Genomic DNA, 25,482 nt, shown 5'->3' with positions numbered 1-25,482 from the left:
GAGTGTCCGATCAGATCGCCATGGCCTGGCGTACCGCGGATTCTGCGCTCGCCCCGCCCGCCCCGGAGGAGGTGACGCGGCCCGAGCGCAGGACGTAGAACTGCTGCGCGGCCTGCAGCGCGAAGCCGATGTGCTGTTCGACCAGCAGCACGCTGAGTCCGCCCCGGCCGGTGAGTTCGATGATGGTGCGTTCGATCTCGGCGACCACCGAGGGCTGGATGCCCTCGGTCGGCTCGTCGAGGATCAGCAGCGCCGGTTCGGTGATGAGGGCGCGGGCGATGGCCAGTTGCTGGCGCTGGCCGCCGGAGAGCAGTCCGGCCTTGCGGGACAACAGTTCCCGCAGTGCCGGGAACAGGTCCAGCGCTTCGTCGACGAGTGCCTTGCCGCGTTTGCGGCCGTCTGCCACCACCTGGAGGTTCTCCATTGTGGACAGCTGTGGAAAACTCTGCTGCCCCTGTGGAACATAGGCGAGGCCGCGCTTGACCCGCCGCGACGGCGACATCCTGGTGATGTCCTCGCCGCCGAAGCGGATCCGCCCCGACTTGGCGGGCAGCAGCCCGACCGCCGCACGCAGCAGCGAGGTCTTACCGGCCCCGTTGTGGCCCATGATGGCCGCCACGCCATTGTCCGGAACCGTCAGGGACACACCGTGAATCACCTCGGTCCGGCCGTAGCCGGTGTGTAGGTCAACGAGTTCCAGCATCCGCGGCCTCCTTCGCCTCGTCCGATTCCTGCTCCGCGCCCATGGATTCACCAGCGCTGGTCTCCGCGGGCGGCAGCGCACCCGCCGCGGCGGTGCCGAGGTAGACCTCCTGCACCTTCGGATCGGCCTGCACCTGCTCCACGGTGCCCTCGCTGAGGACGCGGCCGCCCGCGAGCACCGTCACCGAGCTGGCGAACGCGCGCATGAAATCCATATCGTGCTCGACGACGATGACCACCCGCTCACCGCCGATGCGGCGCAGCAGGTTTCCGGTCTCCTCGCGTTCCTCGGCGCTCATGCCCGCCACCGGTTCGTCCAGCAGCAGCACCGAGGCGTTCTGCACCAGCAGCATGCCGATTTCGAGCCACTGTTTCTGACCGTGCGCGAGCACCCCGGCAGGTTTGTCGCGCAGCGCGGCGAGTCCGGTGGTCTCGAGCGCCGCCTCGATGGCGGGCAGCACCGACTTGCGCCGGCGCAGCAGGGTGAGCGCGGAACGTCCCGCGCCCGCGGCGATATCGAGGTTCTGCAGCACCGTGAGCTGTTCGAACACGCTCGCCGTCTGGAAGGTGCGGCCCACCCCGAGCCGGGCGATCTGATGCACCTTGCGGCCGATCAGCTCGGCGCCGGTCTTCTGCGCCGAACCGGTCGCGGGCACCAGGCCGGTGATGGCGTCGATGAGGGTGGTCTTGCCCGCGCCGTTGGGTCCGATGAGGAAGCGCAGATCGCCCTGCAGGACGGTCAGATCCACGTCGGAGACGGCCTTGAAGCCGTCGAAACTCACGGACAGGCCGCGGATTTCGAGGTATTCGCTGTCCATTCCGGCATTGCCGCCGATTTTCGGTTCGGGTGCGGTCATCGTGCTTCCACCTTCTGCTCGGCCTCGGACTCGGCCTCCGGCTCGGCCTCGGACTCGGCCTCGACCGCCGCCTCGATCTCGGGCGCGGCGGCCGGTTCCGGTGCGGCGTCGGGGGCCGTCGCGGGCCGCAGCCGCTCAAGCAGCTGCTTGGCCATGGGCCCGAATCCGGCCAGTCCGGCCGGAATGAAGCCGACCACCACGATGAACAGCGCACCCTGGAAGTAGGTCCACGCCGACGGGAAGTGTTCGGAGAACGTGGTCTGCGCCCAGGCCACGCCGATCGCGCCCAGCACCGGCCCGAGCAGGGTGGTGCGGCCGCCGATGGCGACGCCGATCAGGAACGCGATGGACGGGACCACACCGATGTCGGCGGGGGAGATGATGCCGACGATGGGGGTGAACAGGGCGCCCGCGATGCCTGCGAAGAACGCGGCCACCACGTAGGCGACGATCTTGATATTGGCCGGGTCGTAACCGAGGAACCGGACCCGTTCCTCCTGATCACGCACGGCGACAAGCAGTTCCCCGTACCGGCTGCGCATGAGCTGGCGTGCGACGGCCACCACGATCAGCAGCGTGCCCGCCGCGATGAAGAACAGCATGCGCCGGTTCACCGGATCATCCAGGCGGAAGCCGAAGAACGAGCGGAAGTCGCTCAATCCGGTGAAGCCGCCCATGGTCTGCTGCCCGGTGAGCAGGATCGCCAGCGCCGCGGCCAGCGCCTGGCTCAGGATGGCGAAGTACGCGCCCTTGACCCGGCGCTTGAACACCCCGAAGCCGAGCACCGCGGCGATGGCGGCGGGCAGCACCGCGATCGCCAGCAGCGCCACCGGTGCGGACTCGAAAGGCCGCCAGTACGAGGGCAATTGGTCCACGCCCGCGATGGTCATGAACTCCGGCACATCCTCGTGCGCCTTGGCGGCGTCGGCCATCTGCATGTGCATGGCCATGATGTACGCGCCGATGCCGAAGAACACGCCCTGGCCCAGGGTGAGCATGCCGCCGCGACCCCACGCCAGGCCGATGCCGACCGCGACGATGGCGAAGCACAGGAACTTGGCGAGCAGGCTCAACCGGAAGTCGGTGAGCATCGCCGGTGCGATACCGAACAGGACTATGGCGGCGATGACGAAGCCGCCCAGAGCTTTCAGAGAAGAGTTGGCACTCAGTCGCTGGATGGTGGTCATGCCAGACTCCTCGTCCGGACGGTGAACAGACCCTGCGGGCGTACCTGCAGGAAGATCACGACCACGATGAAGACGATCACCTTGGCGACCGTCGCGGTGGTCGAGTATTCGACGAACGAATTCAGCAGGCCCATGGCGAAGGCCGCGATCACGGTGCCCTTGATCTGCCCGAGGCCGCCGATGACGACCACCAGGAAGGCGTCCACCAGATACGACTGCCCGATGGTGGGGCTGGTGGAACCGATCAGGGTCAGGGCCACACCGGCCACCGCCGCCAGCCCGGAACCGATGAAGAAGGTGCTCACATCGGTGAGACGTGAAGAGACGCCGGAGGTTTCGGCCAGGCTGCGGTTCTGCACCACGGCCCGGATGCGGCGGCCGAGCGGCGTCGTCTTGAGCGCGGTGGCCAGCGCGATCACCGCCACCACGGCCAGCACCATGATGAAGATGCGGGTCTTGGGCACCACGGTGCCCGCGATGGTGAGGCCGCCGGTCAGCCAGTCCGGGGCGACCACGTTCTTGGCGGGCGCGCCGAAGATGTCCCGCACCGCCTGCTGCAGGATCAAACCGACACCGAAGGTGACCAGCAGGGTGTCCAGGGGGCGGTCGTACATCCAGCGGATGAGCCCCATCTCCAGCGCCGCGCCCAGCAGGCCGCCGACCAGGAAGCCGACGAACAGCGACACGATCAGCGCCACACCCGTCGCCGAGATCAGTTGTTCCACAACGTAGGTCGTGTAACACCCGGCCATGATGAATTCACCGTGCGCCATATTGATGACGCCCATCTGACCGAAGGTCAGCGACAGGCCCAGCGCGGCGAGCAGCAGGATCGAGCCCAGACTCAGCCCCGTGAAGAGCTGTCCGACAGCCACATCCATATCAGTACCTCTCGAGCTCTATTGGTGGAGAACGCCGTACGGCTGGTGCGATGCCGCGGTGAGAGTCGCGCGGACACCGCACCAGCCGCCCCTCATCGGCGGCCGCCGAATTACTTCAGGCCCTTGGCCCAGTCGTAGTTCTTCAGGTACGGGTCCGGCTGGATCGGCTTGCCGGAATCCCAGACGGTGTAGATGAGCCCGTCGGGGTGGATCTCGCCGATGCGCGCGGTCTTGGTGATGTGGTGGTTGGAGCCGTCGATGGTGACGGTGCCCTCGGGCGCGTCGTAGCTGACGCCGTCGGCGGCCTTCTGAATGTCGGCCACCGCGAACGACTTCGCCTTCTCCACCGTCGCCTTCCACAGGTAGACCGAGGTGTAGGCGGCCTCCATCGGGTCGGAGGTGGGCTTGTTCGCGCCGTAGGCCGCCTTGTACGCGGCGACGAACGCCTTGTTCTGCGGGGTGTCGACGGTCTGGTAGTAGTTCCAGGCGGTCAGCTGGCCCGCGACGTTCTGCACGCCGACGCCGCCGACCTCCTCCTCGGCAATGGACACCGAGACCACCGGCATGTCAGCGGCTTTCAGGCCCGCGTTGGCGTACTCGCGGAAGAAGGCCACATTGGAGTCTCCGTTGAGGGTGTTGAACACCGCGCCCGCCTTGGCATTGCGGACCTTGTTGACGATGGTGGAGAAGTCCGTGGAGCCCAGCGGGGCGTAGTCCTCGCCCTTGATCTCGATGCCATTGGCCTTGGCGTACGCCTTGATCTCGCGATTGGCGGTCTGCGGGAAGACGTAGTCGGAGCCCACCAGGTAGAGGGAGGTGATGCCCTTCTGCTTCAGATAGTCCAGCGCCGGAATGATCTGCTGGTTGGTGGTGGCGCCGGTGTAGAAGATGTTCTTCGAATCCTCCAGGCCCTCGTACTGAACCGGGTAGTAGAGCAGCGAATTCAGCGATTCGAACTTGGGCTTCATGGCCTTGCGCGACGCCGAGGTCCAGCCGCCGAACACCGCGGCCACACAGTCGGAGCTGATCAGCTTCTCGGCCTTCTCCGCGAAGGTCTTGGGATCCGAGGCGCCGTCCTCGAGCACCACGTCCAGCTTCTTGCCCAGGACGCCGCCCGCGGCATTGATCTGGTCCACCGCCAGCTTGGTGGCATTGGCGACGGTGACCTCGCTGATGGCCATGGTGCCGGTCAGCGAGTGCAGTGAACCGATCTTGATGGTGTCCTTCGACGTGTCCACGCAGGACTTGGCATTGGAGCCCGACGCGGTGTCGCTGTCGCGCGAACCACAGCCGGCGACCAGGACGGCGGACAGCGCCAGCGCGGTCGGAATGGTGATCGCCTTCATCAGGCGGGCGGCCCTGTCCCGGCGGGGAGAGTCGTGCATGGGCGGATCCTTCACTTCACGGTGTTCGGCGGCGCCACGTGCGCCGCTTGCGAATACCGCCGCGTATACAGCGGCTGTATCCGTGGAACGAAAGGTAAACGGGAAGTGTTGCGCCGGAATGACTCTCGATGAATGTCCGATTTCCTACATTGCCGTGGCGTGAATTTCTGCTCACCGCATCGTGGTTCGTTCGGTGTGAAGGAAACATTATTGCAGGTCAAGGGATATGAAAAGGCCCGAGCCGGGGTCAGTGAAAGCTGACACCGGCTCGGGCCCAACGGTGAGATCGCCTCAGTAGCAGTACTGGTTGTGGGTGTAGTAGTCGGTGTGGCAGTCCTGCTGCCACGTCCAGCCGTCCTGCCGGTCGTCGTTGGTGGTGCCGGCACCCGCCGCGCTGCCGGTGCCGCCACCGATCAACGCACCGATCATGGCCGCGAACGGCAGGGCGATGACGCCGAGCCCCCCGGTGGCCACCGCGATGATGACGCCGACGACTATGCCGCCGAGCGCACCACCCAACGCGCCCACGGCACTACCGGTTTCGGTCGCGCGCTGCTTGGGCGAGGTCGGCACCCATCGCCCGATATCCGCCGCACCCGGCTGCGCGACCTCGCCGGCCTCCGGATGCGCAACCAGCCTGGTCCCGTTGTCGTCGATGCTCGGATGCATCGAAACCACCAGATCCGTACCCGCGGTGGTCATCGCCAGCGGCATCCGCGACACGACCACCCCGGAGCCATCCAACACGTCCACCGAGGCATCGGTGAGCCGGAAAGTGCCGCCGGTCAGCGTCGTTGTAACCGTCCTATCGGCATCCGACCGAACAATGGAGTAACCCAGATCGTTCTGCCCCTGAGCGGGGTGCTGAATCGACTGCACCGCAGCCGGATCCGGCGTCGGCGCGGCGTAGGACGTACCCCCTGTGATCGCCAGCGCGGCAATGGTGAGACCGGCAGTGGCGATAACCTTCTCGATTTTCACACGATCATGTTCGCCTGCGATTCAACGCGTGTTTCCCATCCGGATAGGTCATCCAATCGGTCATCGAATGATGTCCGGCAGTCATCGAATGATGTACGGCAAGAGGAACCTTCGAAGCCCCCGGATATCCGCGACGATCTCCGATGGCTCCATTCCGATGGTCGTTTCGCCTGGAGTCGAGTCCAACGCTATTTTTGTGGCGCGGTCACTGAATGACGTAGGGGGAGATGGAGCTTCGGTGTTCGCTGATGTCGAGTGATTTGCCGAGGGGTGGGAAGGCGCGTTGGGGGCAGTTGGAGCGTTCGCAGACGCGGCAACCGGCGCCGATGGGGGTGGCTTTGGGCTCGTTCAGGTCCAGGCCGTCGGCATAGACGGTGCGGCCGGCGTGGCGGAGTTCGCAGCCCAGTCCGATGGCGAAGGTCTTGCTGGGTTCGCCGTAGCGGGTGGCGCGGCGTTCGACGGTGCGGGCGATCCAGAGGTATTTGCGGCCGTCGGGCATCTGGGCGATCTGGGTCATGATCTTCGCGGGGTAGGCGAAGGTCTCGTAGACGTTCCAGAGCGGGCAGGTGCCGCCGCTCGAGGAGAAGTGGAAACCGGTGGCGGACTGGCGTTTCGACATATTGCCGGCGCGGTCCACGCGGACGAAGGAGAAGGGGACGCCGCGGAGTTTGGGGCGCTGCAGCGTGGACAGGCGGTGGCAGATGGTCTCGTAGCTCTGCGTGAAGAACGCCGATAGGCGTTCGATGTCGTAGCGGAAGTCCTCGGCCACCTCGTGGAAATGGGTGTAGGGGAGCACCGTGGCGGCGGCGAAATAGTTGGCGAGGCCCAGTTTTGCCAGCACGACCGAATCGTGGCCGCTGAAATTGCCCTCCGCCACCAGCTTTTCGATGAGCTCGCCGCATTCCAGATAGGCCAGTTCGGCGGCCAGCTTGAACACCCGTTGCCCGCCCGAGAGATGCGGCGCGATTTCCAGGCGGCGCTGCTCGGGATCGAAACGGTGCAGCACGCCGTCGCCCAGATCGATACGCTCCACGATCTGCACGCCGTGCGCATCGCTGAGGCGGCGCGGGATCTCGCGCTTGAGATCGCCGCCGTGGAATCGCATGCGATGGGTGAGTTCCTCGGCGGCGGTATCCAATTCGTGAATATAGTTCTGCCGCTGATAGAAGTAGTCGCGCACTTCCTCGTGCGGTTTGGAGATGGCGCCCGAACCGCTGCCGTCGGCGAAGCGGTCCTCGGTGGCGGCGGCCAGCTGCGCGGTCGTATTCCGGTAGCGGCGATGCATGTTCACCATGGCGCGCGCCAGACCCGGGTGCGCGGACACCATTTCTGCGATCTCCTGGGCGTCGGCCTCCACCCCGAGCTCCTGGTCCATCACGACCTCCTGGAGTTCGGCGATGAGCCGGGTGTCGTCCTGTGAGGAGAAGAAGCCGGCGTCGACGCCGAAGACTTCACTGATGCGCAGCAGGACCGGTACGGTGAGCGGACGCACGTCGTGTTCGATCTGATTCAGGTAGCTCGCGGAGATCTCGAGCTTCTTGGCCAGCGAGACCTGACTCAAACCGCGCTCGGTACGCAGCTGCCGCAGCCGCGCACCGACGTAAGTCTTGGCCATGCGCCCGAGTTTATTGGTGTCTTCGCATCGTTGCCAACGTGAGAGTTAGCAGAGCTGCTGAGCTGTGTGTCACATCGTTGTCGGTCGCTCGGGTTACCGTCGACAAGTGCTCTTGTCCGATGTGGTTGAGGCGTCACAGGGTGTGCGGGCGACGTCGTCGCGAAAGAACAAGGTCAAGATCTTTGCCGACCTGCTGAAGCCGGCGGCGCCGCAAGAGTTGGCGCAGGTCGTGGCCTGGTTGTCCGGCGAGCTGCCGCAGGGGCGGATCGGAACGGGGTGGCGGACGCTGACCACGCTCGCGGTCGAGCCGGCCGCGGTGCCCACGCTGTCCGTGGACGAGGTGGACACCGCTTTCAGCGAGCTGGCCGAGGTCGCGGGCAGTGGGTCGACGGCGCGACGACAGGAACTGCTGGCCACCCTGTTCGGGGCCGCGACCCAGGACGAGCAGGAATTCCTGCTCCGCCTGCTGACCGGGGAGATGCGGCAGGGCGCCCTGACCGCGATCGTCGCCGAGGCGGTGGCCGCCGCATTCGACGTGCCGATCGAGGCGGTGCGCCGGGCCCACATGCTGTCCGGGCGGCTGCCGGTCACCGCCGTCGCGGCGCGCACCGGCGGCGTCGAGGCCCTGGCCGCGTTCCGGCTCGAGGTCGGGCGGCCGATCCAGCCCATGCTGGCCTCGCCCGGCGCGACCCTCGAGGAGGCGATGGTCGAGTTCGAGGGGCGGGCCAGCGTCGAGCACAAGATGGACGGCGCCCGCATCCAGGTGCATCGCGACGGCGAGCGGGTGTGGGTGTTCACCCGCACCCTGCGCGACATCACCGCGAACGTGCCCGAACTGGTCGAGGTGGTGCGGCAGCTGGACTGCACCAGCGTCGTCCTCGACGGAGAAACCTTGGCGCTCAACGACTCCGGCCGCCCGCGGCCCTTCCAGGAGACCATGAGCCGCTTCGGCGCCACCACCTCCCAGGAACTGCTGCTGCACCCCTACTTCTTCGACTGCCTCCACCTCGACGGCGCCGACCTGCTGGACGCCCCGCTGCGCACGCGCCGCGAGGCCCTCACCGCGGTGGCCTGCGGCCTGGCCATTCCGGCCCTCATCGCCCCCGACCCGGAAGCCGCCGCCGAATACTTCGACGGCGCGCTGGCCGCGGGCCACGAGGGCATCATGATCAAATCCCTGGACGCCCCCTACGCCGCCGGCCGCCGCGGCCGCTCCTGGCAGAAGATCAAACCCACCCACACCCTCGACCTCATCGTGCTCGGTGCGGAATGGGGCTACGGCCGCCGCACCGGCTACCTCTCCAACCTCCACCTGGGCGCCCGCGACCCCGAGGGCGGCGACCCGATCATGGTCGGCAAAACCTTCAAGGGCCTCACCGACGCCCTACTCCAGTGGCAGACGGCCGAATTCCCCCGGCACGAACGCACACGCGACGGCAACACCGTCTACCTCTACCCCGAACTGGTGGTCGAAATCGCTCTCGACGGAGTCCAGACCAGCCCCCGCTACCCCGGCGGCGTAGCCCTCCGCTTCGCCCGGGTAGTCCGCTACCGCCCCGATAAAGAACCCCACCAAGCCGACACCATCGACACCATCCGCGCCCTGCTACCCGGCACCAAATAGAACGGGGGTGCGGGGGCGGAGCCCCCGACATTGCCCCCGGGGGTTCGGGGCGAAGCCCCTGAGAGTCTCGAGAGTTGGGCCCCTCCTCACAGACGATTCACAGCTGGAACAGGGCACGCTCCGAGTTTCGGGCGACATGATTCAGGTGTCGACGCTCGACCGGACGGTTGTCAGGTGACGGGACACAGGAACTGCCACCGCATCTCCCACGCGGATTCCCTGTGAGCTCGTGCCGTTCGGGAGACTTCGACGGTGGATTGCGCATGGTCCACCTTGTGGCCGGTGGTGCCCCGCCCCCTCGCCGGGCACCACCGGCCGCGGTCAAGATTCGTCTCGCGGTCAGGATTCGTAGTCGCGGGTGCCGGTCAGGTTCGGCAGCCGGCGGCGGCCCGCGGCCAGCTCTCCCGCCAGATGCTCGTAGGCGATGGCCAGTTCGGTGAGCCGCTGGGCGGCATCGTGCACGGCGTCGTCGGGCGACATGGCCAGCGACAGGTAGGCGAGCGCGGAGAATTGCGCCAGCCGGTCCACCACCGTCCCCACGGTCTCGGTGTGCAGGTGGGCGTCGCGGGCGGCCTTGGGGAGTTCGGCCGCCACCCAGGAGTCGATATCGAGCACCAGCCGCGCCCGGTCGTGGTCGATCCGATCGGTGCCGCCCGCTCTGGTGAGCCGCCGCTCGTGCAGGTCCGCGAGTAAGCCGGCGCAGCGCAGCACCGGATGGTCGTCGGGGGGCAGGCCACGGCAGGCCTGCAGCAGCAGGTGTTTCGGTGGGAGCGGATGCACGGCCGACATCCTGCCCCTCGAATATCTCCGAATGGCAACGACATTCGGTGCCACTTTGCCGTGCAGGGGTTGCATCCGGTGCCGTGACGTGCCGAGATGGTGGGGTGATCCTCACCGTGACCCTGAACCCGGCCTACGACATGACCTACCGGGTGGAGCATTTCGAGCGGGGCCGGGCGCAGCGGGTGCGGTCGGTGGATCAGCGGCTGGGCGGGCGCGGCATCAATGTCACGCGGGTGCTGAACCAGCTCGGCAAATACGCCCGCGCCACCGGCTTCTCGGACCATTCCTTCGCGGCCGCCGCGGAACTCGAGATGCCCGTGGACTTCGTGCACGCGCTGCCGTGGGTCCGCCGCACGGTGGTGATCAGCGAATCCGACGACGGCACCGCCACCGCGCTGTGGGAGCCCGGCCCGCGGGTCACCGAACCGCACGCGGTGGATCAGCTGCGGGTGCGGGTGGCGGGCCTGCTCTCGGATATGAGCGGCCTGGTCATCTCGGGTTCGCTGCCCGGCGGAGTGAGTCCGGGCCTGCCCGCCGAGCTGGCGCGCACCGCCATCGCCCGGGGCGTGCCCACGATCTGCGACTTCGACGGCCAGCCGCTGGAATTGGCCGCGCGCGTGCGCGGCGTCGTGCTCACCCCCAATGTCGAGGAGCTGGAACGACTCACCGGCCGCCCGGCGGGCACCATTCCCGAGATCCTCGCGGCCGTGGATCCGCTCATCGCCGACGGTGTGGGCACGGTGGTGGTGACCCGGGGCGGTGCGGGCATGGTGGCGGTCACCCCGACCCGGGCCTGGACGGCAGCGCTGCCGAAACCACTGGCGGGCAACCCCACCGGGGCGGGCGACGCGGCGGTGGCGGCCATCATCGCCGCGCTGGCCTCCGGCGCCACACCGGACTGGCCGGAGCTGCTCGCCGACGCGGTCGCCACTTCCGCTGCCGCCGTGGTCATTCCGGTCGCGGGCGAGATCGACCGGGTGCTGCGGGATCGGCTGCTGCCCACCGTGCGGGTGCGGGAACTCGAATCCGTCGCTGTCCGGCCGTGACACTCCGGGGACACGCCGTATGTGAGGTAGCTGTGAACTGAACCGCGCGGCGGCGTGGTGGCGGAGACCGGGGATCGTCCCGGGTTAGGTTGGGGGAGTGTCGGACCTGGGAACTCAACCCGATCGGGGGTCGGGTGTGGACGACAGTTATCGAATGCCCCGGGTGGTGCGTGCGGCGCAGGTGCTCGCTCTGGGAATCGCGGGGCTGGGCGCGATCTGCGTGGCCTCTTCGGGATGGCTGCTGGGAGCCAAGGCGGCGATCGGGACCGCGGTGCCGTTCATCCCGGCGTTCCTGCTCGGCCTGGTCGCGCTGACATTCAATTCCGAGGGGCAGTCGGTGCGCATCGGGGCGATCCTGGTGGCGGTCATGAACATGCTGTGGACGGTGCCGTCGATCACCGAGGGGCGGCCGCCGGGTCCGCTGGGGCCGCTGGTCTCGCTGGCGGTGATCGTGCTGCTGTTCCGCCGGGAGGCGCGCGACTGGTTCGAACCCTCGGCCTGGTGGTGAAACCCAACTCTCGGGACTCTCAGGGGCTTCGCCCCCGAACCCCCTCGAGATTCTCGGAGGCTTCGCCCCCGAACCCCCTCGAGATTCTCGGAGGCTTCGCCCCCCGAACCCCCTGGAGATTTTCGGAGGCTCCGCCCCGAACTCCCTGGCAAGTTTCGCGTCCCCGCTGCGTAACAAATAGGTCATCTCGTCCGCTCATTTGCAATCTGCGTGCAATTCCCGGCACTTACCGTTGGCGCTATGAGTTCGGAAGCCGCCGCGGGGACGGGCATTCACATCAGCGGGCTGAGCAAGACCTTCCGCTCCGGGCGGCGGGTGGTGCCGGCCCTGGACACGGTGGATCTGCATACCGCGCAGGGCGCGTTCCTGTCGCTGCTGGGACCCTCCGGGTGTGGGAAGTCCACCATCCTGCGGATTCTCGCGGACCTGGAGTCGCCCTCGGCGGGGACCGCGAAGATCAATGGTGAGACTCCGGCCGAGCTGCGCCGGCGGCACGAGTTCGGGATCGCGTTCCAGGATTCGGCGCTGTTGCCCTGGCGCAGTGTGGAATCCAATATCAGGCTGCCGCTGCAGGTGGCGGGGCTGCCCGCGGACCGCGAGCTGGTCGCGGATCTGATCCGGCTGGTCGGCCTGGAGGGCTTCGAGAAAGCCAAGCCCGCGCAGCTGTCCGGCGGTATGCGGCAACGGGTTTCGATCGCTCGCGCGCTGGTGGTCCGGCCGACGGTGCTGCTGCTGGACGAACCCTTCGGCGCGCTCGATGATATGACCCGGCAGCGGCTGAACCTGGAACTGCTGCGCATCTGGACCGAAAAGCCCGCCACCACACTGATGGTCACGCACGGCATCGCCGAGGCGGTCTTCCTCTCCGACGTGGTGGCCGTCATGAGCCCGCGGCCCGGCCGGGTGGTGGAGATCGTGAACATCGACCTGCCGCGGCCCCGCACACCGGAGATGATGCGCACGCCCGAATTCCACAAGCTGCACGACTACCTGTCGGAGCTGCTGTTCGGGCGCACCGGCCGGGGCGGGGTGGCGTCGGAATGAACTGGGGCGCAATGAGAGAGAGTCTGCGGATAACCAGGTTGGGCGGTCTGGCGGGCATGCTCGCGCTGCTGGCGGTGTGGACGCTGCTCGCCGAACTGCGCGTCGCGGGCGGCACCGTCCCGAGCCCGTGGACCGTGCTGCACACCATGTACACCGACGGGTGGGCGCTGTACGGACCCAACTTCCGGATCACGGCCTTGGGTGCGCTGCAAGGGTTTCTGTGGGGTAATGCGCTGGCCATCGCGCTGGCGGTGCTGGTGGTGCTGATTCCGCCGATCGAAATGCTGGTCACCCAGCTGGCCATCCTGAGCTACTGCACGCCGCTGCTGGCGCTGGGGCCGATCATCCTGGTGGTGTTCGGCGGGCGCACGCCGACGGTGTTCCTGGCGGCCATGTACTGCTTCTTCACCACCATGGTCGGCACCGTATCCGGATTGCGGTCCGCGGATCGCACCAGCCTGGATCTGGTGCGCGCCTACGGCGGCGGCCGCTGGCAGCGGCTGACCCGGGTGCAGCTGATCGCGGCCCTGCCGAATACCTTGGCCGCCTTGAAGATCGCCGCACCCTCCGCGGTGCTGGGCGCGATCATCGGGGAGTACCTGGGCGGCGTGGACAGCGGCATCGGGGTGGCCCTGACGGCCGCGCAGACCGCCTACAACGTGCCGCGCACCTGGGGCATGGCGCTGGCCGCGGCCGCGCTGGCCGGGCTCGGCTACGCGATCGTGGCGCTGGTGGCGCGCGTGGCGGTGCCGTGGACGCGAGCGGAGGCATGATGACCGACAAGGTCGCGAACCCGGCGGCGGGCCGGGCCGCGCAGCTGCTGAACCTGCTGCGGCCGATCGGGAGATTCCTGCTGCCACTACTGGTTTCGCTGATTCTGCTGGTGGCCCTGTGGTACGGCTTCCTGAAGCTGTATCCACAGGTCGGACTGGTCGGCAAGAGCCCCGGGGACGTGTGGAAGTACCTGGTGACCGGACCGACCTCGGCGGGCGCTCGTCAGGTGATCTTCGACGAAATGCGAATCACCCTGCGGGACGCGGTGATCGGCTTCGGCGCGGGCATGGGTGCGGCGCTGGTGGTGGCGGCGCTGTTCATCGGCGTTCCCGCCGTGGCGCAGGCGTTCATGCCGGTGGCGATGCTGCTGCGCTCGGTCCCGCTGGTGGCCATCACCCCCATCATCGTGCTGGTGTTCGGGCGCGGACTGCTCGGCGTCACCGTCATGGCCGCCATCGTGGTGTTCTTCCCGGCCCTGGTGATGATCATGACCGGCTTGCGGTCCGCGCCCCGGCAGGCCACGGAACTGGTACTGGCCTACGGGGGTTCGAACTGGACGGCCATGCGCATGGTGGCGGTCCCGGCCGCGCTGCCCGCGGTGTTCGCGGCCGCCCGGGTCTCGGTGCCGGGCGCGCTGATCGGTGCGCTGCTCGGCGAATGGCTGGGCAGCGGAACCGGTTTGGGCGCGGGCCTGATCCGCGCCATCCCCACCTTCCAGTACAACCGGCTGTGGGCGTCGATCGCGCTGGTCACGCTGGTGTCGGTGTTCGCCTACGCGGTGGTGGGCGTGCTGGAAAACCTGGTGCTGGCGCGGTTCTCGCCGGAACGGAGCCGGGAATGAGCACACGAGTTAACGCGGCGCACACAAATACCTGCGGAAAAGCAAAAAATCGGAAATCGAAACGGCCTACATTCGCCGCATGAGTGGTGTGTTCCGGCCGGATTCGGCCTCGCAGTTGTCCATGGGTCGGCGAAACTTCCTCCGCTACGCCGGATTGACCGGTGCGGCGGTGGGCGGCGCCGGATTGCTGGCCGCGTGCGGTAAGGACTCCTCGGGCTCCGGCAATGGCTCGGTCGCCGACGGTTCCAAGTACGGGACGGTGGCCGTGCAGCTGTCCTGGTTGAAGAACATCGAATTCGCCGGCGAGTACTTCGCCGATTCCAAGGGCTACTACAAGGATGCCGGATTCGGGTCGGTGAATCTGATCGCGGGCGGCGCGGCCAGCACCTCGGTGGAGGCGGGGCTGGGCACCGGCAAGATCTGGATCGGCATGTCCGCGCCGCAGACCACCGCGCCCGCGATTCTGGAGGGCCTGTCCGCCAAGATCGTCGGCACCACGTATCAGAAGAATCCCTTCTGCATCGTGAGCTCCGGCAAGAGCCCGATCCTCAATCCGCAGGCCATGAAGGGGCGCAAGATCGGTGTGCAGGACACCAATCAGCTCATCTTCAATGCGCTGCTGACCGCCAATGGCATGTCGCCCTCCGACGTCACCATCGTGCCCGCGCAATACGATCCGACGCCGCTGGCCAACGGTGAGGTGGACGGCTGGGTCAGCTACGCCACCAATGAGCCGATCACCCTGGCCACCAAGGGGTTCCAGAACTTCAACTTCCTGTTCGCCGACTTCGGGCTGCCGCTGGTCGCGGAGACGCTGACGGTGAGCCAGCAGACCATCGACAAGGAGCGCGACAAGCTCAAGGCGTTCCTGATGGCAGAAATCAAGGGCTGGAAGGACGCCGTCGCCAACCCGGGTGAGGCGGCGCGGCTGGCCGTCGAGGTGTACGGCAAGGATCAGCGCCTGGAGCTGCGTGAGCAGACCATGGAGGCGCAGGCGCAGAACGGGCTGGTCGAATCGGCCGACTCCAAGGCCAACGGGCTCTTCACCATGACCGACGCGCTGATCGAACAGAACATCGCGGCGTTGGCCAAGGCCAAGATCGATATCAAGGCGGACAAGCTGTTCGACCTCTCGGTGCTCAAAGAGGTCTTCGCCGAGCACCCCGAATTGAAGTAGTTCAGCGCATCAGGCTCGAGTCAGCGCACCAGCTGCACGTGCCGGCGGCCCCCGCCGGAGGAGGCGGACAGCGGTTCGGCGGAGGTGCCGTTGCGGACCGCCAGCAGTTCGGCGGCGATCGACACGGCGGTCTCGGCGGGGGTGCGGGCGCCCACGTCGAGACCGGCGGGGGAGTGCAGGCGGGACAGGGTCTCGTCGGTGAAGCCGCCCGCCTGCAGGGCCTCCAGCCGATGTGCGTGCGATGCCGGGGTGCCCAGGGCGGCCAGGTACCCCAGCTCGGGTAGTCGCAAAGCCACGGTGAGCAAAGGGATTTCGAACTTCGGGTCGTGTGAGAGCACCACCATGGCGGTGTCGGTGCCGATCTCCCCGGCCGAGGCGAGGGTGTTGAGGTAGCGGTGCGGCCAGTCGACCACCACCTCGCAGCCCGGGTAGGCGGTCGGATTGGCGAAGGTGGGGCGGGCGTCCACGATGGTGATCCGGTAGCCGAGCAGCCGGGCCTGGGTGGCCAGCGCGCTCGCGAAAGCGTTGGCCCCCACCAGGATCAGGTGCGGCGGGCGGGCGAACGAGGACACGAAGACGTCGGAGTCGGGGAGCGAGACCAGCTCGGTGCCGTGCTTGCGGTCGGTGATGAGGTGCTGGCCGATCACATCCGGGTCCGAATGCCAGACCACGGTGAAGACGGTGACCTGCCGCTGGGCCGCCATATCGGCTGCCACATCCGGGAATTCGGGAAAGTGCCTGCGCGAGAAGGGTTCGGTGAACACGTCCAGGGTCCCGACACAGTCCATCTGCGCGTCGAGCCCGCTGCCCGGTCCGAATCGCTGCAGCCCGCGCCGTCCGGTGTGCGCCGAGTCGATGGCGGCCTCGTAGGCGGCGGCCTCGGCGCAGCCCGCCGAAATCGATCCGAAGGCTCGCCCGTCGGCGTCCACCACCATGGCCGACCCGATCGGCACGGGTGTAGCGCCTTGTGTCCGAACCAGAGTGGCCAGCCCCCCGGTGCGCCCGCTGTGCCAAATTCGAAGAAGGTCGTCGACGATTTCCCGCATCACATGCTCCCGATCACAGTGCGGTGTCCGCCGGATAATCCCGATCGATCCCCGTTGCGAGGTCATCGCACGTGACGCACACCATATCCGCTCGTTGTCGTAAATAAGTGCCCGCCCCCGAATTTCCCTCCGCGCTCGCGCACACCCCCGCCCAGTGCGCTCGCCCCAGCACCACCGGATGCCCGGGCGTGGTCCCGAAGAACGCCCGCGCCAACCGGCTCTCGCTCGCCCGTGCCGCCGCGATCACCCGCTGGACCACCGCGGGCCCGACGTCCGGCGTATCCACCGGCATGATCGCGACCAATTCCGCGGGCGCTGTGCTGTGATTCGGCGGCGTCGCCGCGGCACTCCCGGTGCCGAGGCCCGGTGCCGCGGCCGCCGCCAGACCCGCGCGCGTGGAGGCGCTCAGGCCGAGGTCCCAGTCCGCCGCCCAGACCGGGTGGACTCCCTCGGGCAGGGCGATGCCCGAGGTCGGCGATACCTCCCACTCGCCGCCCGGCGCGCGGTGGGCGGGCCCGGTTGCGCCCAGTACCACGAAGATTCGCGCGCACCCGCCGTCCCGCAGCGCCGCCACTGCCCCGCGCAGCCAGCGACCGTCCTCGGCCAGCACTTTCGGCATGCCATATCGCCGACCGGCACCGGCCGCGAGCAGAATTCCATCGCAGCGTTCGGGTCTCACGCGAGCAGGGTAATCCCGCCCGCGCACCTTCGCTGACCAAGCGACCATCAGGGATTTCCGGACCGGCCGGATGCCGCCAACCGGCAGCGAATCCCGGGCCGATCGGGTAGCGGTCCCAGTCGCTGATCCCGTCTCGTCCGGGCAACAACGAGGCCGAACAACGAGGCCCCGCACCGAGTTCGGTGCGGGGCCTTCGTATGTGGGTGGCTCAGAAGAGGCGAACGCGGGTGGCTCAGAAGAGGGCCAGGGCGGCGAGCAGGCCGGACAGGGCGATGAACTGCAGGGCCACCCGGAGGTTGATGATGCTGTCCCACCTGTCCTGCAGCGCACGGGCATCGGCGGGGATAACCCCGGACTGGGCGGCCGCCTTCTGCGCGGTGTTCACCGGCTTGGCCACCTTCACGTAGAGGGCCAGCCAGGCGACCAGGGCGGCCAGCGCGACGGCGGCGGCGACAGCCGCGCCGCTGTGGCCGGAGACCGCGGCGACGATCAGCGTGAGGGCGGCGGTGACGACGCCGCCGGCGCCGAAGATCGGCATGCGCTTGTCGCCGTAGTAGTGGCCCCAGCCGGCGCTGACGGTGACGGAGGCGTCGTCGAGGCGACGGTAGACGGATCGCGTGATGAGGGCGGCGCACCAGTCGGTGCCGTAGACGACGGCATTGGCGAGGACGGCGAGGGCGGCGAGGAACTGGCCGGTCAGGACGAGCATCGGGGGCCTCTTTCGGCGGTGATCTAGCGGCGCTAGGAACTGAAGCAACGATAACAAGGTGGAGCTATCTTGTCTAGCGGTGCTAGATCATGAGATTTCAGTTCGACCGAATGGTCCGAAGTCGGCACCGTGGTGGCTCGCCTCACAACCATCAAGATCAGAACGATCTGTGAAGGTGCTCACATCCGGACACCCGTCGGCGCGTCATGTACCGGTGGTCCCCATCACGCAAACAGTACGGGCGTTATGCAAAACCGCACGTCAGCGCTACCGGCAAGTAGATTTCATCCCTGCTATTCGCAAGCAAATTTTGCAGGCTTAGCAAAAGGCTGGTGAAAGCTAGCGGGGATTCACACTTGCAACAGGTAGACGCATATTTTTTCCTGTGCCATCGTGTGGAAGTACACCTCGCGGGCCTAGCAAGTCTGCAAATCGCCGCTCCAGCAGTGGTCGAACATCCTCGCTCCCTCATCCGGCGCGTGTTCGATCCGCGGGGCTACCGAGACCGAACGAAGAAGTGGAGTCAGAGATGTCGAAGGTCGGCACCCCGAAGACCGCTGCGGAACTCCAGCAGGATTGGGACACCAACCCCCGCTGGAAGGGCGTCACCCGCAACTACACCGCCGATCAGGTCGTGAAGCTGCAGGGCACCGTCGTCGAGGAGCACACCCTCGCCCGCCGCGGTGCCGAGATCCTCTGGGATCTCGTCAACAACGAGGACTACATCAACTCCCTGGGCGCCCTCACCGGTAACCAGGCCGTGCAGCAGGTCCGCGCCGGCCTGAAGGCCATCTACCTGTCGGGTTGGCAGGTCGCCGGTGACGCGAACCTGTCCGGCCACACCTACCCGGACCAGTCGCTGTACCCGGCCAACTCGGTTCCGGCCGTGGTCCGCCGCATCAACAACGCGCTGCTGCGCGCCGACGAGATCGCCAAGGTCGAGGGTGACACCTCGGTCGCCAACTGGCTGGCCCCGATCGTCGCCGACGCCGAGGCCGGCTTCGGTGGCGCGCTGAACGCCTACGAGCTGCAGAAGGCCATGATCGCCTCCGGCGCGGCCGGCGTGCACTGGGAGGACCAGCTGGCCTCCGAGAAGAAGTGCGGCCACCTGGGCGGCAAGGTGCTGATCCCCACCCAGCAGCACATCCGCACCCTGACCTCCGCGCGTCTGGCCGCCGACGTCGCCGACGTGCCGTCGGTGATCATCGCCCGCACCGACGCCGAGGCCGCCACCCTCATCACCTCCGATGTGGACGACCGCGACCGCGAGTTCCTGGACGGCACCCGTACCGCCGAGGGCTTCTTCGGTACCAAGAACGGCATCGAGCCCTGCATCGCGCGTGCCAAGGCCTACGCCCCCTACGCCGACCTCATCTGGATGGAGACCGGCGTGCCGGACCTCGAGGTCGCGCGCAAGTTCGCCGAGGCCGTCCGCGGCGAGTTCCCGGACCAGCTGCTGGCCTACAACTGCTCGCCGTCCTTCAACTGGAAGGCGCACCTGGACGACGCGACCATCGCGAAGTTCCAGCGTGAGCTCGGCGCCATGGGCTTCAAGTTCCAGTTCATCACCCTGGCCGGCTTCCACTCGCTGAACTACGGCATGTTCGACCTGGCCTACGGCTACGCCCGCGAGGGCATGACCGCCTTCGTCGACCTGCAGGAGCGCGAGTTCAAGGCCGCCGCCGAGCGTGGCTTCACCGCCGTCAAGCACCAGCGTGAGGTCGGCGCCGGCTACTTCGACACCATCGCCACCACCGTTGACCCCAACACCAGCACCGCTGCGCTGAAGGGCTCCACCGAAGAGGGCCAGTTCCACTGAGTTTCCCAAGGTGACAACTGATTTCGTGAGGATCCGGGTAACTCCCCGGGGACGACCGAAATTGGTTCGCCACCCAACCGCCGGCTCCGGTGCATGGCGACGACGGCTCTTGGCCGCCCGCTGAATACCCGGAGAGGCGGTGGAGTGGACAACCCTCGGGGCGGCAGTCGCATCACAACCTCGGCCGCCCCGGGGACCCGGAACTTCGCCGGGAGGGGATGGCAAGCCCTCTCCCGGCGAAGTTCACCCGCCCTTCCCGTCGACAGCCCCGGCGGGGAGGGCATCTTCCTATAGCGTTTTTTGCAAAGACCTTAAGAAGGCGCAGGGTCGAAAAAGTTAGTCCGACGCCTTCACCCACAGTCACGACGGCCGACTGGCGGCGTTCGATACGCGACAACTGATTTCGTACCGGTAGGGGTAACTCACCGGGTACGACCGAAATCGGTTCGGCACTCGACGCAGGCACGGATGCAGAAGTGGCAACGGCACTCAGCCGCCCGCAAAGGTTGCGGGGAGGCGGAACGGAGCGGGACGTGAGCAGCGAAAAGATTCAGCGCGTCGGCATTATCGGCGCCGGACAGATGGGTGCGGGTATCGCAGAAGTCTGCGCCCGGGCACATGTCGATGTCCTCGTCTTCGAACAGACCCGGGAACTCGCGGCAGCCGGCCGGGCCCGCATTCTGCGGTCGCTGGACCGCGGGGTGTCCAGCGGCAAGATCACCGAGCGCGAGCGGGAGCAGGCCGCCTGGCGGCTGCGCTTCACCTCCGACCTCGGCGACTTCGCCGACCGTCAGCTGGTCGTCGAGGCCGTCGTGGAGAACGAGGACGTGAAGACCGCCATCTTCGCCGAACTCGACAAGGTCGTCACCGATCCGAACGCGGTGCTGGCCTCCAACACCTCCTCCATTCCGATCATGAAGATCGCCGTGGCGACCAACAACCCGGAGCGGGTGGTCGGCATGCACTTCTTCAACCCGGTGCCGGTGCTGCCGCTCGTCGAGCTGGTCACCACCCTCAAGACCACCGAGACCGTCACCAAGCGCGCCGAGCAGTTCGCCGCCGACATCCTGGGCAAGCAGGTCGTGCGCTCCGCCGACCGCTCCGGCTTCGTGGTGAACGCGCTGCTGGTGCCCTACCTGCTCTCCGCCATCCGCATGGTCGAATCCGGTTTCGCCACCAAGGAAGACGTCGACAAGGCCATGGTGCTGGGCTGTGCCCACCCCATGGGCCCGCTGGCGCTCACCGACCTGGTCGGCCTCGACACCGTGAAGTCCATCGCCGACTCCATGTACGCGGAGTTCAAGGAGCCGCTGTACTCCGCGCCGCCGCTGCTCATGCGCATGGTCGAGGCCGGCCTGCTGGGCAAGAAGGCCGGTGCGGGCTTCTACCAGTACAACCGCGCGTGATCTGAGCCTTTCCATGGCGTTTCGATGCGCTCACGCGGGTGGTCGCGTGAGCGCATCGTGTTTTTTCACCCAAGGTGCGCGCCGCCGGGCATGTGGCGGCGTCCACCGCAACCGGGCATAAGCTGCAACCAGGTCGTTCGGGACCGGCAGCTCGGAAGGAGTGTCCGTTCAGATGGTCAACGTCACCGACGGGTTCGGATCCAGCATCCTGGGATACCCGCGGATCGGTCCGCATCGGGAACTCAAGCGCGCGCTCGAGTCCTATTGGCACGGCACGCTGTCGCGCGACGAGCTGCTCGCCGTCGGGCGCGAGATTCAAGAAAGCCAGTACCTGGAGCTGGCCGCCACCGGGCTCACGCAGGTCCCGGGCAACACCTTCTCCTTCTACGACCACATTCTCGACAACGCGCTGTTGTTCGGCGCGGTCCCGCAGCGGTTCGAGCCCTTCCGAGAAGGCTTGGACCCGTTGGACTTCTATTTCCTGATGGCTCGCGGCCGGCCGGATCTGCCGCCGCTGGAGCTGGTGAAGCTGCTGAACACGCCGTACCACTACCGGCAGCCGGAACTCGAGCCCGACACCGAATTCTCGCTGCACCCCGAGGCGCTGCTGGACGAGTTCGATCGCGCCAAGGCGGCCGGCATCGAGCTGCGGCCGGTGATCCTCGGACCGCTGTCGCTGCTGCTGCTGTCCAAGACCGGCCACGTCCCCGGCGAGACCGAATTCGACAAGCTGGTGCTGCTGGACAAGCTGCTGCCGGTGTACGAGGAACTGTTCGAGATCCTCGCCAAGCGCGGCGCCACCTGCGTGCAGCTGGACGAGCCCTGCTTCACCAGCGACCGCTCGCCGTCCACCATGGAGCTGTTCGAGAAGACCTACCAGCGCCTGTCCAAGGCCCCGCTGCGCCCGCGCATGCTCGTCACCGGGCAGTACGGCGATTTCGGTGCGGCCATCGAAATCCTGTGCCGCACTTCGGTGGAGGCCATCGGCCTCGACCTGGCCAGCTACCGGATCGTGCCGGAGGAACTGGCCAAGATCCCCGGCATCAGGCGCAAGCGGCTCTACGCCGGTGTCATCAGCGGCACCAATGTGTGGCGTGCCGACCGGTTCGTGACGCTGGAATACCTCAACGCCCTCGCCCAGGTCTGCCCCGACATGGTGGTCTCCACCGGCGCCACGCTGCTGCACGTGCCCTACGACGTGCTCGTCGAATACGAGCTCGAGGGCCCCGTCGCCGACCGCCTCGCCTTCGCCAAACAGAAGGTGCTGGAAGTGGTTTCGCTGGCCAAGGCGCTCACCGAGGGACCCTCGGAGAAGTGGCGCCGGAAGCCGACCTCGGTGCACTTCAAGCAGAAGCACGCGGTGCGCCAGCGCGTCTACGCCGTCACCCCGCAGATGCGGGTGCGCGAGCCCTACGAGACGCGAAGGGTCGCGCAGCAGGCCAAGCTTCGGCTGCCGGTGGTGCCCGCCACCACGCTGGGCTCGTTCCCGCAGACCGAGACGGCCCGGCAGGCGCGCCACGACCTCGGTCAGGGCCGGCTGTCCTACGAGGAGTACCGCAAGCGCATCGAAGCCGAGATCGAGTCCACCATCCGGCTGCAGGAGGACATCGGCCTCGACGTGCTGGTGCACGGCGAGCACGAGCGCAACGACATGATCCAGTACTTCGCGGAGCTGCTGGACGGCTTCGCCACCACCCACTTCGGCTGGGTGCAGGTGTACGGATCCCGGTGCGTGCGACCGCCGATCGTGTACGGCGACGTGTCGCGCCCCGAGCCCATGTCGGTGTCGTGGACCACCTACGCCCAGTCCCTCACCGACAAACCGGTCAAGGGCATGGTCACCGGTCCGGTCACCATGCTGGCCCGCTCCTTCGTGCGCCAGGATCAGCCGCTCTACGAGACCGCCGACCAGGTGGCGCTGGCCATCCGCGACGAGGTGGTCGATCTGGAGAAGGCGGGCATCGCCATCATCCAGGTGGACGAGCCGTCCATCCGCGAACTGCTCCCGCTGCGCAAGAAGGGCCAGGCCGAATACCTGCGCTGGGCCGTCGGCGCGTTCAAGCTGGCCACCTCCGGCGTCGCTGCGGAAACCCAGATCCACACGCACATCGGCTATTCCAGCCGCGGTGACGTGGTGGCGGCCATCGAGGAACTCGACGCGGACGTCACCGCCATCGTCGCCACCCGATCCATCGAGTGGGTGCTGGAGGCGCTGAAGGAGGACTGCGCCGAAGGCCGTGGTCTCACCCACGGTGTCGGCCCGGGTGTGTACGAGTCCCGTTCCGCCCGGATCCCGGACATCGACGAGCTGGACGAATTGCTCACCGCCGCAGCGGAAGCCGTCACCCCGGAACGCCTGTGGGCCAACCCGGACGGCGGCCTGAAGACCCGCCACCACTGGCAGCTCGACCCGTCCCTGCGCAATATGGTCGCCGCGGCCCGCCGCGTCCGCCGCCGCGCGGAGGCCGCCGCTGGCGAAACCGCCTGAGGCAGTAGCGAAGCCGCTGAGGCGGTAGCGCTCCCGGAACCCCGGTCCGATCCTCCGATCGGACCGGGGTTCCGTGCGTCCGGCGTCACAAATCGGTCATGAACCGACGATTACCGTGCGGGACACAGGTTTTCGAGAAAGGCAGTGGGCATGGATCCGACGGGTAAGAGCGATCAGCCGGTGGACGAACCCGAAACCGAGAAGCAGTACAACGACACCTACAACCAGAAGGGTGATCAGGTGCCGCCGGATCCGCCCTGGAAGTCGGGACGCTGAGCGCCAACCTGGGATGGCTGAGCGCCGACCCGGGGTTGCTGAGCGCCGACCCGGGATTGTCGGTGGGTGCCGCTACGGTGTGGGCGTGAACCGCACGGATCGGCTCTACGCGATTGTCGAGGAGTTGCGGGCAGTGTCCCCGCGGCTGCGGACCGCACGGGAATTGGCCGTGCGGCACGGGGTGAGCGTGCGCACCGTCGAGCGGGACATCAGCGCGCTGCAGCAGTCGGGGGTGCCCATCTACGCCGATGTGGGGCGGCGGGGTGGGTACGCGCTGGAGAAGAGCATGTCGCTGCCGCCGCTGAACTTCACCGCGGCCGAGGCGGTGGCGCTGGCGGTCGCCGTGGCCCGCGCCGACGATGGGCCCTTCGCGGCGGCCGGGCGCAGTGCCCTGCGCAAGATCCTGGCCGCCATGTCCCAGCAGAATGCCGACGCGGCACGGCAATTGGCGTTGCGGGTGCGCCTGCTGGAGTCGCCGGAGGCCGTCGCGCCGATGCCGATCCCGGCGGAGGTGGAGCAGGCGGTGGTGGCGCGGCGCGTGCTGCGCATCGAATATCTGGATGGCTCGGGGGTACTCAGCGAGCGCGAGGTGGAGCCGGTCGCGCTGCTGCACGGGACCAACGGCTGGTATCTGCTGGCCTGGTGCCGGCTGCGCGACGAACCGCGCAACTTCCGGCTCGACCGGATGAAGGCCATCGAGCTGACGGAGTGGACCGGGCCGGAGCGGACCATCGACATGTGCCGCCCGGACGAGCCGGTGCACGAGGTGCGGATGATCTCGCTCGGTTAGGCCGGCGAACACCGACAAAATCATCCGGAAACACCGACACAGGGTTGTCGCCGGGCCCGGAGATCGTGGTGGGGCAAGGAAATCCACCATGACTCTTCGGGAGACAGAGATGACCACTCCGCCCTTCAACACCGTCGCCTGGTTCCAGGTCGGCAGCAATGAGCCCGAACAGGTGAAGGCCTTCTACCGGGAACTGTTCGGCTGGAACTTCGCTCCGGACCCGGACGAAGACGGCAAGTACGACATCGTCACCTACCCCGGTAACGAGATGCCCGCGGGCGGTATCGCACATCAGGACGACGCCTCCGGCAACCACGCCATCTTCTATGTGCTGGTCCAGGACGTGCCCGCGGTACTGGCCGCGGCCGAGCAGGAAGGCGGCAAGGTCTTCCTGCAGCCCGTCACCGCCAAGAACGGCCTGGTCTTCGCCGAGCTGCTCGACACCTCGGGCAACCGCTTCGGCGTCTTCAGCCCGCCGCCCGCGAACTGAGCCCCGCCGCTCCCGCCGCGCCGCGGAGATAGCCTGTCACGGAGGTTGATTCGAGACAGGAGTGTGGATCGTGGGCATGTTCGACCAGTTGAAGGATGCGGCGGGCAAGGCGGCGGAGCTGGCGGGTCAGCACGCCGACAAGCTGGAGCCGCTGATCGACAAGGCCGGCGATCTGGTGGACCAGCAGACCGACGGCAAGTTCGCCGGTGCGGTCGACAAGGTGCAGGACGCCGCCAAGCAGGCCCTGCGCGAGCAGTCGGAACACTAGGCGGCACAGCGGGTTTCGGGGGCGGGGGGGGGGGGGCGCGCCCGCCCCCCCCGGCACCGGTGGCCACCGCGGCCTCGAGTGTGAGCAGTCCCTCATCCACGGCGGC

The 25,482-nt window shown here is 67.6% G+C and carries 25 protein-coding genes; 14 read left to right on the top strand and 11 right to left on the bottom strand.

Annotation, left to right across the window (positions count from 1 at the left end):
* Nucleotides 1-10: 10 nt before the first annotated feature.
* The 7 genes from urtE to ramB form a co-directional block, all read right to left on the bottom strand.
* A complete protein-coding gene (urtE, locus tag ABZV44_RS37000; protein ID WP_354847117.1) occupies nucleotides 11-703 on the bottom strand; it encodes an urea ABC transporter ATP-binding subunit UrtE in 693 nt (230 codons plus the stop codon).
* Entirely contained in the window at nucleotides 687-1,559 is an 873-nt protein-coding gene (gene urtD / locus ABZV44_RS36995; RefSeq protein WP_354847114.1) for an urea ABC transporter ATP-binding protein UrtD, read from the bottom strand. Before urtD ends, urtE begins: the two co-directional genes overlap by 17 nt.
* On the bottom strand, nucleotides 1,556-2,746 hold the full coding sequence (urtC, locus tag ABZV44_RS36990) for an urea ABC transporter permease subunit UrtC (protein ID WP_354847111.1): 1,191 nt from the start codon (nucleotides 2,744-2,746) through the stop codon (nucleotides 1,556-1,558). The genes urtD and urtC overlap by 4 nt, the downstream gene beginning before the upstream one ends.
* The gene (gene urtB, locus ABZV44_RS36985) at nucleotides 2,743-3,627 is read right to left on the bottom strand and encodes an urea ABC transporter permease subunit UrtB (protein WP_354847108.1); all 885 of its coding nucleotides are present in this window, start codon (nucleotides 3,625-3,627) and stop codon (nucleotides 2,743-2,745) included. The genes urtC and urtB overlap by 4 nt, the downstream gene beginning before the upstream one ends.
* Nucleotides 3,628-3,737: 110 nt before the next feature.
* Nucleotides 3,738-5,012, bottom strand: a complete 1,275-nt coding sequence (gene urtA / locus ABZV44_RS36980; RefSeq protein ID WP_354847105.1) for an urea ABC transporter substrate-binding protein — start codon at nucleotides 5,010-5,012, stop codon at nucleotides 3,738-3,740.
* A gap of 291 nt (nucleotides 5,013-5,303) precedes the next feature.
* A complete protein-coding gene (locus tag ABZV44_RS36975; protein ID WP_354847102.1) occupies nucleotides 5,304-5,993 on the bottom strand; it encodes a hypothetical protein in 690 nt (229 codons plus the stop codon).
* A gap of 205 nt (nucleotides 5,994-6,198) precedes the next feature.
* Complete coding sequence (gene ramB, locus ABZV44_RS36970) at nucleotides 6,199-7,608, bottom strand: acetate metabolism transcriptional regulator RamB (protein WP_354847100.1); 1,410 nt, start codon at nucleotides 7,606-7,608, stop codon at nucleotides 6,199-6,201.
* Nucleotides 7,609-7,714: 106 nt separating this feature from the next.
* Between ramB and ABZV44_RS36965 the strand changes: the two genes are divergently transcribed.
* A complete protein-coding gene (locus ABZV44_RS36965; RefSeq protein WP_354847097.1) occupies nucleotides 7,715-9,232 on the top strand; it encodes an ATP-dependent DNA ligase in 1,518 nt (505 codons plus the stop codon).
* Nucleotides 9,233-9,571: 339 nt separating this feature from the next.
* On the opposite strand, the gene ABZV44_RS36960 is transcribed toward ABZV44_RS36965, so the two are convergent.
* Nucleotides 9,572-10,012: a DUF4254 domain-containing protein gene (locus ABZV44_RS36960; RefSeq protein WP_354847094.1), complete on the bottom strand. Its 441-nt coding sequence runs from the start codon at nucleotides 10,010-10,012 to the stop codon at nucleotides 9,572-9,574.
* A 104-nt stretch (nucleotides 10,013-10,116) separates the two neighbouring features.
* On the opposite strand from ABZV44_RS36960, the gene ABZV44_RS36955 reads away from it, so the two are divergent.
* The 6 genes from ABZV44_RS36955 to ABZV44_RS36930 all read left to right on the top strand — a co-directional run bounded on the left by ABZV44_RS36955 (nucleotide 10,117) and on the right by ABZV44_RS36930 (nucleotide 15,405).
* Complete coding sequence (locus ABZV44_RS36955; protein ID WP_354847091.1) at nucleotides 10,117-11,061, top strand: hexose kinase; 945 nt, start codon at nucleotides 10,117-10,119, stop codon at nucleotides 11,059-11,061.
* Nucleotides 11,062-11,215: 154 nt separating this feature from the next.
* On the top strand, nucleotides 11,216-11,569 hold the full coding sequence (locus tag ABZV44_RS36950; RefSeq protein WP_354847088.1) for a hypothetical protein: 354 nt from the start codon (nucleotides 11,216-11,218) through the stop codon (nucleotides 11,567-11,569).
* A gap of 240 nt (nucleotides 11,570-11,809) precedes the next feature.
* Entirely contained in the window at nucleotides 11,810-12,613 is an 804-nt protein-coding gene (locus tag ABZV44_RS36945; protein WP_354847085.1) for an ABC transporter ATP-binding protein, read from the top strand.
* An 11-nt stretch (nucleotides 12,614-12,624) separates the two neighbouring features.
* Nucleotides 12,625-13,386 (top strand): ABC transporter permease subunit, encoded by a 762-nt coding sequence (locus tag ABZV44_RS36940; RefSeq protein ID WP_354847082.1) that lies wholly within the window; start codon nucleotides 12,625-12,627, stop codon nucleotides 13,384-13,386.
* Entirely contained in the window at nucleotides 13,386-14,228 is an 843-nt protein-coding gene (locus tag ABZV44_RS36935; RefSeq protein WP_354847080.1) for an ABC transporter permease subunit, read from the top strand. Before ABZV44_RS36940 ends, ABZV44_RS36935 begins: the two co-directional genes overlap by 1 nt.
* A gap of 79 nt (nucleotides 14,229-14,307) precedes the next feature.
* Nucleotides 14,308-15,405, top strand: a complete 1,098-nt coding sequence (locus ABZV44_RS36930; RefSeq protein WP_354847078.1) for an ABC transporter substrate-binding protein — start codon at nucleotides 14,308-14,310, stop codon at nucleotides 15,403-15,405.
* A 20-nt stretch (nucleotides 15,406-15,425) separates the two neighbouring features.
* Here ABZV44_RS36930 and ABZV44_RS36925 read toward each other — a convergent pair whose 3' ends face one another.
* The 3 genes from ABZV44_RS36925 to ABZV44_RS36915 form a co-directional block, all read right to left on the bottom strand.
* Nucleotides 15,426-16,451, bottom strand: coding sequence for an XdhC family protein (locus ABZV44_RS36925; RefSeq protein ID WP_354847075.1), 1,026 nt, complete (start codon nucleotides 16,449-16,451; stop codon nucleotides 15,426-15,428).
* Between the two features lie 13 nt (nucleotides 16,452-16,464).
* Complete coding sequence (locus tag ABZV44_RS36920) at nucleotides 16,465-17,130, bottom strand: NTP transferase domain-containing protein (protein WP_354847073.1); 666 nt, start codon at nucleotides 17,128-17,130, stop codon at nucleotides 16,465-16,467.
* A 232-nt stretch (nucleotides 17,131-17,362) separates the two neighbouring features.
* Nucleotides 17,363-17,839, bottom strand: a complete 477-nt coding sequence (locus tag ABZV44_RS36915) for a DUF1772 domain-containing protein (RefSeq protein ID WP_354847070.1) — start codon at nucleotides 17,837-17,839, stop codon at nucleotides 17,363-17,365.
* A gap of 529 nt (nucleotides 17,840-18,368) precedes the next feature.
* Here ABZV44_RS36915 and aceA point away from each other — a divergent pair.
* The 7 genes from aceA (at nucleotide 18,369) to ABZV44_RS36880 (ending at nucleotide 25,376) form a co-directional block, all read left to right on the top strand.
* Nucleotides 18,369-19,658: an isocitrate lyase gene (gene aceA / locus ABZV44_RS36910; protein WP_354847067.1), complete on the top strand. Its 1,290-nt coding sequence runs from the start codon at nucleotides 18,369-18,371 to the stop codon at nucleotides 19,656-19,658.
* Nucleotides 19,659-20,191: 533 nt separating this feature from the next.
* Complete coding sequence (locus tag ABZV44_RS36905) at nucleotides 20,192-21,064, top strand: 3-hydroxybutyryl-CoA dehydrogenase (protein WP_354847064.1); 873 nt, start codon at nucleotides 20,192-20,194, stop codon at nucleotides 21,062-21,064.
* A 172-nt stretch (nucleotides 21,065-21,236) separates the two neighbouring features.
* Nucleotides 21,237-23,552 carry a 5-methyltetrahydropteroyltriglutamate--homocysteine S-methyltransferase gene (metE, locus tag ABZV44_RS36900; protein ID WP_354847062.1) on the top strand — a complete coding sequence of 772 codons (2,316 nt, stop codon included), beginning with the start codon at nucleotides 21,237-21,239 and terminating at the stop codon, nucleotides 23,550-23,552.
* 150 nt (nucleotides 23,553-23,702) lie between these two features.
* Nucleotides 23,703-23,828: a hypothetical protein gene (locus ABZV44_RS36895; protein ID WP_354847060.1), complete on the top strand. Its 126-nt coding sequence runs from the start codon at nucleotides 23,703-23,705 to the stop codon at nucleotides 23,826-23,828.
* A gap of 85 nt (nucleotides 23,829-23,913) precedes the next feature.
* Nucleotides 23,914-24,618 (top strand): WYL domain-containing protein, encoded by a 705-nt coding sequence (locus ABZV44_RS36890; protein ID WP_354847057.1) that lies wholly within the window; start codon nucleotides 23,914-23,916, stop codon nucleotides 24,616-24,618.
* A gap of 109 nt (nucleotides 24,619-24,727) precedes the next feature.
* Complete coding sequence (locus tag ABZV44_RS36885; protein WP_354847054.1) at nucleotides 24,728-25,108, top strand: VOC family protein; 381 nt, start codon at nucleotides 24,728-24,730, stop codon at nucleotides 25,106-25,108.
* Nucleotides 25,109-25,184: 76 nt separating this feature from the next.
* Nucleotides 25,185-25,376, top strand: coding sequence for an antitoxin (locus tag ABZV44_RS36880; protein ID WP_354847184.1), 192 nt, complete (start codon nucleotides 25,185-25,187; stop codon nucleotides 25,374-25,376).
* The last annotated feature ends 106 nt before the right edge of the window (nucleotides 25,377-25,482 follow it).

It is taken from the genome of Nocardia sp. NPDC004860 (assembly GCF_040609015.1).
Lineage (GTDB): Bacteria > Actinomycetota > Actinomycetes > Mycobacteriales > Mycobacteriaceae > Nocardia.
The sequence above is the reverse complement of the archived record's forward strand: the minus strand, read 5'-3'. Positions and strand labels throughout refer to the sequence as shown.

Excerpts from the sequence above, each read along its gene's own strand:
- ABZV44_RS36940 (WP_354847082.1), top strand. The coding sequence starts at position 12,625 with ATGAGAGAGAGTCTGCGGATAACCAGGTTGGGCGGTCTGGCGGGCATG.
- ABZV44_RS36880 (WP_354847184.1), top strand. The coding sequence starts at position 25,185 with ATGTTCGACCAGTTGAAGGATGCGGCGGGCAAGGCGGCGGAGCTGGCG.
- ABZV44_RS36950 (WP_354847088.1), top strand. The coding sequence starts at position 11,216 with ATGCCCCGGGTGGTGCGTGCGGCGCAGGTGCTCGCTCTGGGAATCGCG.
- ABZV44_RS36930 (WP_354847078.1), top strand. The coding sequence starts at position 14,308 with ATGAGTGGTGTGTTCCGGCCGGATTCGGCCTCGCAGTTGTCCATGGGT.
- urtC (WP_354847111.1), bottom strand. The coding sequence starts at position 2,746 with ATGACCACCATCCAGCGACTGAGTGCCAACTCTTCTCTGAAAGCTCTG.
- urtA (WP_354847105.1), bottom strand. The coding sequence starts at position 5,012 with ATGCACGACTCTCCCCGCCGGGACAGGGCCGCCCGCCTGATGAAGGCG.
- ABZV44_RS36915 (WP_354847070.1), bottom strand. The coding sequence starts at position 17,839 with ATGCTCGTCCTGACCGGCCAGTTCCTCGCCGCCCTCGCCGTCCTCGCC.
- ABZV44_RS36925 (WP_354847075.1), bottom strand. The coding sequence starts at position 16,451 with ATGCGGGAAATCGTCGACGACCTTCTTCGAATTTGGCACAGCGGGCGC.
- metE (WP_354847062.1), top strand. The coding sequence starts at position 21,237 with ATGGTCAACGTCACCGACGGGTTCGGATCCAGCATCCTGGGATACCCG.
- urtD (WP_354847114.1), bottom strand. The coding sequence starts at position 1,559 with ATGACCGCACCCGAACCGAAAATCGGCGGCAATGCCGGAATGGACAGC.
- ABZV44_RS36935 (WP_354847080.1), top strand. The coding sequence starts at position 13,386 with ATGACCGACAAGGTCGCGAACCCGGCGGCGGGCCGGGCCGCGCAGCTG.
- urtB (WP_354847108.1), bottom strand. The coding sequence starts at position 3,627 with ATGGATGTGGCTGTCGGACAGCTCTTCACGGGGCTGAGTCTGGGCTCG.
- ABZV44_RS36945 (WP_354847085.1), top strand. The coding sequence starts at position 11,810 with ATGAGTTCGGAAGCCGCCGCGGGGACGGGCATTCACATCAGCGGGCTG.
- ABZV44_RS36895 (WP_354847060.1), top strand. The coding sequence starts at position 23,703 with ATGGATCCGACGGGTAAGAGCGATCAGCCGGTGGACGAACCCGAAACC.
- ABZV44_RS36885 (WP_354847054.1), top strand. The coding sequence starts at position 24,728 with ATGACCACTCCGCCCTTCAACACCGTCGCCTGGTTCCAGGTCGGCAGC.
- ramB (WP_354847100.1), bottom strand. The coding sequence starts at position 7,608 with ATGGCCAAGACTTACGTCGGTGCGCGGCTGCGGCAGCTGCGTACCGAG.
- aceA (WP_354847067.1), top strand. The coding sequence starts at position 18,369 with ATGTCGAAGGTCGGCACCCCGAAGACCGCTGCGGAACTCCAGCAGGAT.
- urtE (WP_354847117.1), bottom strand. The coding sequence starts at position 703 with ATGCTGGAACTCGTTGACCTACACACCGGCTACGGCCGGACCGAGGTG.